This is a genomic window from Azotobacter vinelandii CA, assembly GCF_000380335.1.
Lineage (GTDB): Bacteria > Pseudomonadota > Gammaproteobacteria > Pseudomonadales > Pseudomonadaceae > Azotobacter > Azotobacter vinelandii.
Genome location: NC_021149.1, coordinates 857367 through 869598 on the forward strand (window position 1 = coordinate 857367; position 12232 = coordinate 869598).

Annotated in this window: 11 protein-coding genes; 9 read left to right on the forward strand and 2 right to left on the reverse strand. The window is 66.2% G+C overall.

Annotated elements, in window-relative coordinates; genetic code table 11:
• Positions 1-147: 147 nt before the first annotated feature.
• On the reverse strand, positions 148-1293 hold the full coding sequence (locus AVCA_RS04135) for an IS481-like element ISAzvi11 family transposase (RefSeq protein ID WP_012699574.1): 1146 nt from the start codon (positions 1291-1293) through the stop codon (positions 148-150).
• A 755-nt stretch (positions 1294-2048) separates the two neighbouring features.
• Here AVCA_RS04135 and AVCA_RS04140 point away from each other — a divergent pair.
• Positions 2049-2378 (forward strand): DUF1820 family protein, encoded by a 330-nt coding sequence (locus tag AVCA_RS04140; RefSeq protein WP_012699575.1) that lies wholly within the window; start codon positions 2049-2051, stop codon positions 2376-2378.
• 21 nt (positions 2379-2399) lie between these two features.
• On the opposite strand, the gene AVCA_RS04145 is transcribed toward AVCA_RS04140, so the two are convergent.
• A complete protein-coding gene (locus tag AVCA_RS04145) occupies positions 2400-3344 on the reverse strand; it encodes a LysR family transcriptional regulator (RefSeq protein WP_012699576.1) in 945 nt (314 codons plus the stop codon).
• 381 nt (positions 3345-3725) lie between these two features.
• Between AVCA_RS04145 and AVCA_RS04150 the strand changes: the two genes are divergently transcribed.
• The 8 genes from AVCA_RS04150 (at position 3726) to AVCA_RS04185 (ending at position 12221) form a co-directional block, all read left to right on the forward strand.
• The gene (locus AVCA_RS04150) at positions 3726-4037 is read left to right on the forward strand and encodes an L-rhamnose mutarotase (RefSeq protein WP_012699578.1); all 312 of its coding nucleotides are present in this window, start codon (positions 3726-3728) and stop codon (positions 4035-4037) included.
• Between the two features lie 26 nt (positions 4038-4063).
• Complete coding sequence (gene rhaT, locus AVCA_RS04155; protein WP_012699579.1) at positions 4064-5131, forward strand: L-rhamnose/proton symporter RhaT; 1068 nt, start codon at positions 4064-4066, stop codon at positions 5129-5131.
• A 31-nt stretch (positions 5132-5162) separates the two neighbouring features.
• Positions 5163-5933 carry an NAD(P)+-dependent L-rhamnose 1-dehydrogenase Lra1 gene (lra1, locus tag AVCA_RS04160; RefSeq protein WP_012699580.1) on the forward strand — a complete coding sequence of 257 codons (771 nt, stop codon included), beginning with the start codon at positions 5163-5165 and terminating at the stop codon, positions 5931-5933.
• A 145-nt stretch (positions 5934-6078) separates the two neighbouring features.
• Entirely contained in the window at positions 6079-7056 is a 978-nt protein-coding gene (locus AVCA_RS04165) for an amidohydrolase family protein (protein WP_012699582.1), read from the forward strand.
• A gap of 146 nt (positions 7057-7202) precedes the next feature.
• Positions 7203-8438, forward strand: a complete 1236-nt coding sequence (locus tag AVCA_RS04170; RefSeq protein WP_012699583.1) for a maltoporin — start codon at positions 7203-7205, stop codon at positions 8436-8438.
• Positions 8439-8802: 364 nt separating this feature from the next.
• Positions 8803-10098 (forward strand): MFS transporter, encoded by a 1296-nt coding sequence (locus tag AVCA_RS04175; RefSeq protein WP_050764337.1) that lies wholly within the window; start codon positions 8803-8805, stop codon positions 10096-10098.
• A 23-nt stretch (positions 10099-10121) separates the two neighbouring features.
• On the forward strand, positions 10122-11306 hold the full coding sequence (gene rhmD, locus AVCA_RS04180) for an L-rhamnonate dehydratase (RefSeq protein ID WP_012699586.1): 1185 nt from the start codon (positions 10122-10124) through the stop codon (positions 11304-11306).
• A gap of 114 nt (positions 11307-11420) precedes the next feature.
• Positions 11421-12221: an aldolase/citrate lyase family protein gene (locus tag AVCA_RS04185; RefSeq protein WP_041807504.1), complete on the forward strand. Its 801-nt coding sequence runs from the start codon at positions 11421-11423 to the stop codon at positions 12219-12221.
• Positions 12222-12232: the final 11 nt, after the last annotated feature.

The following is a 12232-nucleotide window of genomic DNA, read 5'->3' on the forward strand; positions in this document are numbered from 1 at the left end:
CTGGAAAGGCTGCGTGAGCCTTGGCATGGCTGTTTGCCGAGTGCTCCGACACTCCCTGTTTCGGCCCCCCGGCCGAGTCACTTTTTCTTGTCTGGCTGTACGGACCGGAGACATGGTGGACACATGTGCGGGGACATGGTTGACGGATTATGCGTCAGTTTTGGCTAACTCCCGCAGGTCAATCTGCATCAGCTTGTGATGGACGAAGTACACGTCGTATAAGCCGTCGGTATCGCCGCTCGGACGGATGGCCACCGGCTGGTCGCGCAGTGGATTGGAGAGTTTGTAGCTGCGTCCTTTGAACCTGATCGCCCCAAGCGCCTTCACTGTCACCACGGTATCGTCCGGCCCGTATTCAATGGTGGGCAGTTGTACAGGATAAGTCCGTGGGCTGACTCGGTAGCGTGTGACAGGCGTGACCATCCGAAGGGCTTCGTGGGGTCGCTGGTGGTTGTAGACCACACGCCAGTTGTCGAAGGCTTCCTGGGCCTGGTGCAGGGTGTGGAAGCTGCGGCCATTGAGGACTTCGGCCTTGAGTGAGCGGTGAAAGCGTTCATCCTTGCCGTTGGTTTGCGGGTGACGAGGACGGCTGAAGCTCAGGCGGATGCCCAACCGGATCAGCCAGATGGCAAGTTCGGTCAATTGCCCCGGTTGGCGCGAGGCACCCCAAGGGGCGCCGTTGTCCGTGTTGATCCGTACCGGCAAGCCATAGCGCTCGAAGATGCCGATCAGTTCACCCTGCACGGTGCCATGGCGCTGACAGGCGCAGGCCCGCAGGCCCAGGTTGAAACGCGAGTGGTCGTCCAGCACGGTCAGTGGATGACAGGGGCCTTCGGATGTCTGGAAATACCCTTTGAAATCCATTTGCCACAGATCGTTGGGTGCCGCGTGCTCGAAGCGTTTCCAGGGCACGGCCGCTTCTGAGGCCAGGGGATCGATCAGTCCGTGACGGTGCAGGATAGAGGTGATGGTGCTTGGCGCCAAGGCTGGATGCCCCAGGTCTTGCAAGCGCCGACTCAGCTTACGTCCACCCCAGCACGGATGGGCCTGGCGCAGCTCCACCACCCGGGCTTCCAGACTGGGCGATGTCAGGTGTGGGCTGGTCTTGGGGCGCCTGGAAAGGTCGGCCAGGCCGGCACGCCCTTGCTGTTCATATCGGACCAGCCACTTGTACGCAGTCTGCGGGCTGATCCCGAAGCGTCGGCACAACTCACGGCGGTTGCTGCCTTCCTGCTGGGCCAGCAGGACAAATTCTTCTCGTAGGTTCATGGTGTCTTGAATGTTCCAGGGCATGGTCGTTGGCTCGGCAGGTCACTGCCGAAAGTGTCAACCATGTCCCCGCACACCTGTCACCTAGGTCTCCGGTCTGTACATCTGGCCAAGAAAAAGTAACCCAAAAGAAGGCCACCCCCTCATCCGGCCCTGCGCTTCGCTCCGGGTTCCCTCCCTACATCGCCGTTCCAGGGGCCCGCCGCGAAGGGCCATCCATGGCCCATCGCGGCTCTCGCGGCATCCTTGCCGCTCGACCCCTTCCACGACGACTCCGCTCGGCCTCCTGAAGGGGGCATCCGGCGTTGCCTGACAGGCCGAGCCACAAGAAGGGCAAAAGCGCTTTCAGGCAGCTCGGAACCGACTCCCGTTCAGGAGGCCGAGCGCAGGTGTCGCGGAGGGGGACGCGAGGCAGGACGCCGAGCGAGTCGCGAAGGGACAGGGACGTCCCTTCGCGACGTGCCCCCGGAGCGGCGCCGGAGCGAGGGAACCCTGGCGCAGCCGGGGCCGAATGATCGGGCGCGCTTTCTCTTTCGCGCGAGCAAAGAGAAAGTGACTCGGCCGGGGGGCCGAAACAGGGACTGTCCGGCCACTCGGCAAGCAGACGATGCACCGGATCTGGAGAGCACGCCGGAACGGACCAGGCACACAATCTTTCCAGTTCGGTATCAGGCGAGCGCTTCATGCGATTGCCCTGGCCAGAAACGCCGGGCAGGCGGTGCGCCGCGGCCCTTGTGCTATCCTTCGCGGCTCCTTTCCAGCGACTTACCCGCAGCCAGATGAGCAAGCGCGACGCCACGATCTACAAGGTGATCTTCCTCAACCAGGGCCAGGTCTACGAGCTGTATGCCAGGCAGATCCGCCAGAGCGACCTGTGGGGCTTTCTGGAGATCGAGGAGTTCGTCTTCGGCGAGCGTACCCAGATGCTGATCGATCCCGGCGAGGAGCGCCTGCGCGGCCAGTTCGAGGGCGTGCAGCGCAGCTTCGTGCCGCTGCACGCGATCGTCCGCATCGACGTGGTGGAGCGCCTGGGCACGGCGCGGATCAGCGAGGCCAAGGGCGGCAACGTCACGCCCTTCCCGCTGCCGCCGCTGCCGGACAAGAGCTGACGGGGCGGCTCCCGGCGGCTCTCAAGGCGCCGCCGTGGCGCGGCGCCGTATCAGTTCGATGAACAGCTCCATTTCCCGGCTGATCGGTTCGTCCTTCCGCCAGAGCAGGCCGAAGGGCTCCATCTTCCCCGCCAGATCCACGGGCAGGGCCTTGACCAGTCCCATCCGCAGGTAATCGCGCAGGGCGCTTTCCGAGAGCACCATGATCGCCTCGGTGAGCTGGATCAACTGCTGCATGGAATACACCGAGTTGCACTCGATGATGTCGGCCGGCGCCGGCAGCGCCAGGCGCTGCAGTGCTTGGTCCAGGGCCATGCGCGCCGGACTGGTCTGCGGTTGCAGGATCCAGGGCCAGGCGCTCACCAGTTCCAGCGGGTCGACCTGGCTTCGCTGCGCCAGGGGATGTCCGCTGCGTACCACCACCAGCAGGCGCTCGTTGCCCACCAGTTCGAACGCGTAGCGCTGGCTGTCGGTGATGGCGTTGCGCCGGGCGATGGCCAGGTCGATGCGGCTCTGTTCGAGCGACTGGATCACCTGGTCGCTGGTGTCGCCCATGATGCGAATGCGCAGTTGCGGCTTGAGCGCCTTGATTTCCGCGACCGAATCCATCACCAGGCCGGGGGCCGCGCCCATGATGGTGCCGATCGACAGGTAGCCGTAGCCGCCCTGCTGGCGCGCGGCCAGGTCTTCCGCGCAGCGGTCGAGGCGGGTCAGGGCCGACTCGGCGAAAAGCAGCAACTCCTGGCCCAGCGCGGTCGGGCGCATGCCGCGCGGCAGGCGCTCGAAAAGCTCGCAGCCGAACATCTCCTCGATCTCGTGCAGCATGCGCGTCGCCGCGGGTTGCGACATGTTCAGGGTCTGCGAGGCGCGGTGCAGGTTCTGGCTGGAACCCAGCACCACCAGCATGTGCAGGTGCTTGTAGCGCAATCGGCTGAACAGGCTGCGGGATGCCGGAAGGGCGTGCATGGGAGGGTCTCCATATCGATACCTCCAGGGTATCGGTTTTAATCAAAAATCGATTGGTAACGTATCAGGACAGCACAGTACAGTCGCCTCGCATAAAAACAAAGATTCACGAGGTAAACGCCATGACGCTGTCCAGCCTTTCCACCTGGCTGTCCTTCCCGCTCTTCACTCTCTGCTTCAGTCCGCCGTTCCGTCTTCCACACCGGCTCCGTCGCCGCGAGCGCCAGTGAGCGCCGGTTCGTCCGGGGTTGTCAGGACGGCGTCGCGCAGCTCCCCGCCAGGACCCTTGCAACTGTCGCGAAGCGGACCGTGCGGGACGCTCGCGCCGTCCCGCCGAGCATGCAGCCATGGAGCACTCCAATGCCGATACGTGCTTTTCGAATGAGCCTCGATCCGGGCCGGGCGGAGGAATATCGCCGCCGTCATGACGCCATCTGGCCCGAACTGGTGGATGCCCTGCGCGCGGCCGGGGTCGAGGATTACCGGATCTTCCTCGATCCCGGGACGAACGCCTTGTTCGCCGTATTGAGCCATCGGCAGGAGCATGCGCTCGATGCCCTGCCCGATCTGCCGGTCATGCGGCGCTGGTGGCGGCACATGCGCGACATCATGGCTTGCCATGCCGACGGCTCGCCCGTCTGCGTCGATCTGCAGCCCATGTTCACCCTGACCTGCGCTCCCGCCGGCGAGTGAAGGTCCGACTCACAATAAAAAGAAGGATGTATATCGTGGAAACCACCATCCTGGGCGTCGCCCTGCATCTGATCGGCGGCTTTGCCTCCGGCAGCTTCTATATTCCCTACAAAAAGGTTCGCGGCTGGGCCTGGGAAAGTTACTGGATCGCGGGAGGCCTGGTGTCCTGGCTGATCGTGCCCTTCGTCGCCGCCGAACTGACGGTGCCGGGCTACCTGCAGATCCTGCGGGACGCCGATTTCGGAACCCTGCTCTGGACCTATCTGTTCGGCGTGCTCTGGGGCATCGGCGGCCTGACCTTCGGCCTGACCATGCGCTATCTGGGGCTGTCGCTGGGGATGTCGATAGTCTTGGGGCTCACCTCCGCGCTGGGCGCGCTGATTCCGCCGCTCTATCGCGACCTGTTCACCGATGCCGCCGACGGCACGCTCAGCGCCATGCTCACCAGCACGGGGGGATACTGGGTGCTGTTCGGGGTTTTCGTCTCGCTGATCGGCATCGGGCTGTGCGGGCGTGCCGGGGTCATGAAGGAGCGCGAAGTGCCGGACGAAACGAAATTCGCCAGCGTCAGCGAGTTCTCCCTGAGCAAGGGGGCGCTGGTGGCCCTGATCTCGGGCGTTCTCAGCGCCTGCTTCAGCTACGGCATCAGCGCCGGCCAGCCGCTGGCCGAGGCGGCCGTGGCGCACGGCGCCAATCCGCTCTTCCAGAACAACGTCACCTTCATGGTCATCATGTGGGGCGGGCTGACCACCAATGCCCTGTGGTGCCTGTGGCTCAACCGCCGCAACGGGACTTACCGCGACTACACCGACCGCGGCACGCCGCTGCTGCGCAACTACCTGCTAGTGGCCTGCGCCGGCACCCTCTGGTACCTGCAGTTCTTCTTCTACGGCATGGGCGAGAGCCGGCTGCACAACGATGCCAGCTCCTGGGTCCTGCACATGTCCTTCATCATCATCGTCTCCAACTGCTGGGGATTGTATTTCCGCGAATGGCAGGGCACCAGCCAGGCGAACCGGCGCGTCCTGCTGGCGGGCATTTCGGTGATCCTCCTGGCCATCGTCAACGTCGGCTACGGCAACTATCTCAATTGATCCTGCTCACCCTATAAAAGGAGTCCCCATCATGCTGCTCATCGATAAGACCGTCATCGTCACCGGTGCCTCCCGCGGCATCGGCCGCGCCGCCGCCAGGGAGTGCGCCCGACAGGGCGCCCGCGTGGTCATCGGCCACAGCGGCAGCGACGAGGGCCGCGCAGGCGCCCTCTCGCTGGCGGAGGAAATCGCCGCCTTCGGCGGGACGGCCATCGCGGTCGGCGCCGACGCCGCCGACCTGGACTCGGGAGAGAAACTCGTGGCCGCCGCCGTGGAGGCCTTCGGCAGCGTCGACGTGCTGGTCAACAACGCCGGCATCTGTCCTTTCCATTCGTTCCTCGACATGCCCCGCGAGCTTTACCTGAAGACCGTGGGCACCAATCTCAACGGCGCCTACTTCACGGTCCAGGCGGCGGCCCGGCGGATGAAGGAGCAGGGCCGCGGCGGCGCCATCATCGCCGTCAGCTCCATCAGCGCCCTGGTGGGCGGCGCCATGCAGACCCACTACACGCCGACCAAGGCCGGCCTGCTCTCGCTGATGCAGTCCTGCGCCATCGCGCTCGGTCCCTACGGCATTCGCTGCAATGCGGTGCTGCCCGGCACCATCGCCACCGACATCAACAAGGAGGACCTGTCCGACCTGGAGAAGCGCGAGCGGATGACCAGCCGCGTGCCGCTGGGCCGTCTCGGCGAACCGGACGACCTGGCCGGCCCCATCGTGTTCCTCGCCTCGGACATGGCCCGCTACGTCACCGGCGCCTCGCTGCTGGTCGATGGCGGGTTGTTCGTCAACCTGCAATGACGGGAAGGGCCCGGGGCCGGACGCGCGGCCGATGAAACTTGCAGCCAACAAGAACAAGAAGGACTTCCGTCATGACCCAGCGGCTTTCCATCGAGCGACAGCCCATCCGTAGCGCAGCGTGCCTTCGGGCCGAAAGGACGATCCCATGCGACGCAGAGCGTTCCTGGCAGGAGGGCTGATCGCCATGAGTCTGTCCAAGGTTGCAGGGGCTGCCGAAGGCGGCGTCCCGTCGGCTCGCCGGGATGGCCCGCTGCTCGATGGCCACATCCATCTGTTCGACGCGACGCGCCCCGAGGGCGTGCCCTGGCCGGCCCCGGAGGATGCCATCCATGGCCGCGCCCTGGCGGACGACTATTTCCCCCTGGCCCGGCCGCTGGGGGTGGTGGGCGCCCTGGTGGTCGAGGCCAGCCCCTGGCGGCAGGACAACTTCTGGCTGCTCGACGTGGTGCGCGGCGATCCCCGCCTGGTCGGCTTCGTCGGCAACCTGGAGCCGGGAGAGGCGCATTTCGCCGCGGACCTCGAACGCCTGGCCGCCGATCCGCTGTTCTGCGGCACGCGCTACGGCAACCTCTGGGGACGCGACCTGGGGGTGGGCCTGCAACGGCCCGCCTTCGTCGCCGATCTCGGGCGCCTGGCCGAAAGCGGCCGTGTCCTGGAGAGCGCCAACCCCGATCCCGGACTCATCGTCGCGCTGCTGCGCCTGAGCGACCGGCTGCCGGAGCTGCGGATCGTGGTCGACCACCTGCCGAACGCCAGGGTGCCCGCCGCTGTGGAGCGCTCCTACCGGCGCGACCTGGCCGAGCTGGCGCAGCGCCGCCAGGTGTTCATGAAGCTCTCGGAAATCCCCTGTCGCGAGGACGATGGCCGGGCGGACGCGCCCGTGCGCTTCGACCTGGCCTATCACCGGGCGCGGCTCGACGGCCTGTGGGAGCTGTTCGGCGAAGACCGCATCGTCTTCGGCAGCGATTGGCCCAACAGCGAGCATCTCGGCAGCCTGGCGCAGACCGTCGCGCTGAGCCGGGCCTACCTGGCCGGCAAGCCGGAGCAGGCGCGGCGCAAGGTCTTCTACCTGAACTCCAGGCGCGTCTACCGCTGGTCGCCGCGCTGTCCGGAACAGCCCTGACGGACGGCGCCGGCCTTTCGACTGGGTATTTGCCGGCGCCCTGAGCGAAAGCAGGCGCACACATCCATGAATCGACCACCGGGCGGAAAAGCGCAGGCTTTTCCGGCAGGGGTCGGCCGTTCCCGAAATTCATGAAGTAACGAAAAATGAAACGCATCCCGACAACAAGAACAATAAGAAACCTGCTGCTTTCCGGCGCCGCCTGCCTGGCCCTGCCGTTTTCGGCTGCCGCGCTCGACTTCAGCGGCTATTACCGCGACGGTTTCGGCGGTTCCGCCGAAGGCGGCACGCAGGCCTGTTTCAAGCTGCCCGGCGCGCAGTCCAAGTTCCGCCTGGGCAACGAGTGCGAGCAGTACATCGAGCTGGCCCTGCGCCAGGATGTGCTCGAATTCGACGACGGCTCGACGCTCGGCGTCTTCGGCATGGCGCAGCTCTACAACGAGTACGGCCACTCGCTGAAATTCAGCGACGAGCATGGCTACAGCCGCCTCAGCCAGTGGTACGCCGAATGGAAGGACATGCCGGTCCTGAACGGCGGCAACTTCTGGCTGGGACGGCGCTGGTACAACCGCAACGACATCCACATCTCCGACTTCTGGTACTGGAACCAGAGCGCCACCGGCTTCGGTTTCGACGAGGTGCCCATCGGCGATCTCGAGTACAGCTATGTGTTCTCGCGCAAGGACGGTCAGGACCAGGACCCCTACGTCAACCGCCACGACATCACCGTCGGCGGCTTCGAGCCCAACCCCGGCGGGGAACTGAAGGTCGGCGTCAGCTACATCCAGAAGCCGGACAGCCGCGACGCCCGCAGTGGCTGGTCGACGACCGTACAGCACAAGCAGAAGGGCTTTCTGGGCGAGGGCAACAGCAACACCCTGGCCCTGCAATTCGGCCGCGGTTCGGGTACCGGCCTGAGCTATACCGGCGATACCACCCTGAACAGCACCGACAAGAGCTGGCGCCTGATCGAGATCTTCGACTGGGAGACGGGGCCGCGCTTCAGCGGCGAGTTCTCCGTTCTCTACCAGAAGGATGTCCGCTCGGATGGCGGCAGCCAGCGCTGGCTATCCGTCGGCATGCGCCCGGTATTCGGCATCAACGACCAGTTCAAGGTCTCCGTCGAGCTGGGCCGCGACCAGGTGAAGGCCCCCGGCGGCACCCGCAAGCTGACCAAGTTCACCGTCACGCCGACCTGGTCGCCGTCCGGGCCGGGCTTCTGGAAGCGTCCGGAACTCCGCGTCTTCTACACCTACGCCGCCTGGAACGAAGCGGCGCAGCGCGCCGCCGATCCCGGCTCCACGCTTTCCGAAACCGGCACCTTCGGCTCCGACCGCAACGGCGCCACCTTCGGCGTGCAGGTGGAGCACTGGTGGAAATGACGTCCCCGGAAGGAGCCGGGCTCGGACGCCGGCAATGGCGGGATGCGTACTGGAGCCGTCTTTTGTATCGATACCTGCAAAGTATCGATTTTAAGAAAAATGCGATTGGTGGTGCATCGTAACCGCACAGTACAGTCGCCTCACACAAGAACGACGAGCCGAGGTGCATGACCATGACGACGTTCGACTTCCCTTCTCGGTCTCCCGCCGGGTCCGCCCTGGCGGACATCCCCGGGCGGGGCTTCCGCCACCCGCCATGGCGGCCGGCCGCTCCGGACCGGGCGCCCAACTGAGCACGAACCGGCTACCGGCTTCGAGCCACGACGCAACACGCAGTGCACAACAATTCCAAGAGGAAACTGTCGTGAAGACTCTCCCTGCGGCCCTGCTCGCCAAGGTGTCCTGGCGGCTGCTGCCCTTCCTGCTGTTGATGTACATCATGGCCTTCCTCGACCGGGCCAACGTGGGCTTCGCCAAACAGGCCTTCCAGGCCGATACCGGTCTTTCCGACGGTGCTTTCGCCTTCGGCGCCGGCGTGTTCTTCGTGGGTTATGCGCTGCTCGAGGTGCCGAGCAACCTGATGCTGCACCGGGTCGGCGCGCGCCTGTGGATGTGCCGGATCATGGTCACCTGGGGGCTGGTTTCGGCGACGATGATGTTCGCCCGGGACGAAACCGGCTTCTACGTCCTGCGCTTTCTGCTCGGTATCGCCGAAGCCGGCTTCTTTCCCGGCGTCATCCTCTACCTGACCTACTGGTTCCCGTCGGCGGTACGCGGCAAGGCCATGGGCTTCTTCTATTTCGGCGCGCCGCTGGCCTTCATCTTCGGCAGTCCGTTTTCCGGCCTGCTGCTGGAGCTCGACGGTCTGGGCGGCCTGCACGGCTGGCAGTGGCTGTTCGCCGTGGAAGGCCTGATGGCGTCGCTGGTGGGCGTATGGGCCTACTGGTATCTGGACAACCGCCCGGCCGAGGCGAAATGGCTGAGTGCCGAAGAGCGCCGGCGGTTGCAGGACATCCTCGACGCGGAGGACTGGGGCAAGGTTTCGCACGGACCGCTTCTCGCGGTGCTCTGCCAGCCCGTGCTGCTGTACCTCTGCGCGATCTTTCTGCTGATCCAGGCGAGCGTCTATGGCGTGGTGTTCTACCTGCCGAGCCAGGTGGCCGGCCTGCTCGGTCGCGAGGTCGGCTTCGGCGTCGGCCTGGTCACGGCGATCCCGTGGCTCTGCGCGCTGTTCGCCGCCTGGTGGATTCCCAGCTATTCCGACCGCACCGGCGAGCGCCGCCGCACCGGGGCGCTGACCCTGCTGATGGCGGTAGCCGGCATCGCCTGTTCGGTCAGCGTTGCCAGCCCGCCGCTGGCGCTGCTGGCCCTGTGTTTCGCCGCGGCCGGCTTCATCGCCGTGCAGCCGGTGTTCTGGACCCTACCCTCGGCCCACCTGGCGGGCAGCGCGGCGGCCGGCGGTATCGCACTGATCAATTCCTTCGGCGCGCTCGGCGGCTTTGCCGCGCCGCTCCTCAAGAACTGGGCGGAGCGCGCCTTCGACTCGCCGGCCGCCGGCCTCTACCTGCTGTCGGCCACCACCGTGCTGGCCGCCCTGATGTTGCTGGGCCTCGACCTTCCCGGCCGGCCCCTGCCGGCCGAACGAACCACCTCCCACTGACCGCAAAGCAAGGAGTCATCCCCATGAGCATTCCAACCATCAAGCAGGTCCGCGCCTTCGTCCTGCGTGGCGGCGGCGCCGACTACCACGACCAGGGCGACGGCCACTGGATCGACGATCACATCTCCACGCCGATGGGCAAATACCCCGAGTACCGGCAGAGCCGGCGCAGCTTCGGCATCAACGTGCTCGGCACCCTGGTGGTGGAGATCGAGGCCAGCGACGGCAATGTCGGCTTCGCCGTGACCACCGGCGGCGAGCCGGCGGCCTATATCGTCGAGAAGCACCTGGCGCGTTTCCTCGAAGGGGCCAGGGTCACCGACATCGAGCGCATCTGGGACCAGATGTACAACTCGACGCTCTACTACGGGCGCAAGGGCCTGGTGATCAACACCATCTCCGGCGTCGACCTGGCGCTGTGGGACCTGCTCGGCAAGGTTCGCCGGGAGCCGGTGCACCAGTTGCTCGGCGGCGCGGTGCGCGACGAGTTGCAGTTCTACGCCACCGGCGCGCGTCCCGACCTGGCGCAGAAGATGGGCTTCATCGGCGGCAAGATGCCCCTGCACCACGGCCCGTCCGAGGGCGAGGAGGGCCTGAAGAAGAACCTGGAGGAACTGGCGACCATGCGTGAGCGGGTCGGTCCGGACTTCTGGCTGATGTTCGACTGCTGGATGAGCCTGGACCTGAACTACGCCACCCGACTGGCCCGGGGCGCCCGCGAGTACGGCCTGAAGTGGATCGAGGAGGCGCTGCCGCCGGACGACTACTGGGGTTACGCCGAGCTGCGCCGCAATGCGCCGACCGGAATGATGGTCACCACCGGCGAGCACGAGGCCACTCGCTGGGGCTTCCGCATGCTGCTGGAGATGGGCTGCTGCGACATCATCCAGCCGGACGTGGGCTGGTGCGGCGGGGTCACCGAGCTGCTCAAGATCTCCGCGCTGGCCGACGCCCACAACGCGCTGGTCGTGCCCCATGGCTCCTCGGTGTACAGCTACCACTTCGTCGCCACCCGGCAGAACAGCCCGTTCGCCGAGTTCCTGATGATGGCGCCCAAGGCCGACCAGGTGGTGCCGATGTTCCACCCGCAACTGCTCGGCGAGCCGGTCCCGGAGAATGGCCGCATGCGCCTCTCGCGCCTCGACCAGCCGGGTTTCGGCGTCACCCTGAACCCGGAATGCCAACTGCATCGTCCCTACACCCATTGACCCTGGCCGATGCCCGCGCCGGTACTCGCGGCGACCTCGCCGGGTGCCGGGCGGGCCATCCACCTCATCAATCCCGCCATGCCCGCATTCCGCGCGGCTTTCGAGGAGACACTCATGAAAATGCCGCACAACGCCTTCAAGGCGGCGCTGCAACGACCGGAAACCCAATACGGCATCTGGGCCGGCTTCGCCAGCGGCTATGCCGCCGAAATCGTCGCCGGCACCGGCTACGACTGGATGCTGATCGACGGCGAGCACGCGCCCAACAGCGTGCCGACCATCCTGGCCCAATTGCAGAGCGTGGCGCCGTATCCGACCCAGCCGGTGGTGCGGCCGGTCTGTGGCGATCCGGTACTGATCAAGCAACTGCTGGATATCGGCGCGCAGACGCTGATGGTGCCGATGGTGGAAAGCGCCGAGCAGGCGAGGGCGCTGGTGCGCGCCATGCGCTACCCGCCGCACGGCATCCGCGGCGTCGGCGGCGGCCTGGCCCGCGCCACCCGCTGGGACGGTGTGCCCGACTACCTGAACACCGCCCATGAGGAGCTGTGCCTGATCGTCCAGGTGGAATCGCGTGCCGGGGTCGAGAACGTCGAGGCGATCGCCGCCGTGGAAGGCGTCGACGCGGTGTTCATCGGCCCGGCCGATCTTTCCATCGGCCTCGGCCATCCCGGCGATCCGGGCCATCCGCAGGTGCAGGAGCTTATCCATCACGCCATCGAGGCCACCCGCGCCGCCGGCAAGGCCTGCGGCATCCTCGCCCCGCACGAGGAGGACGCCCGCCGCTACCGGGAATGGGGCTGCCGGTTCATCGCCGTCGCCATCGACATCAGCCTGCTGCGCCAGGGCGCGCTGGCCGGCCTGGCGCGCTTCCGCGACACTCCGGCGTCCGACGCGCCCTCGCGCACCTACTGAATCCAAGGAGA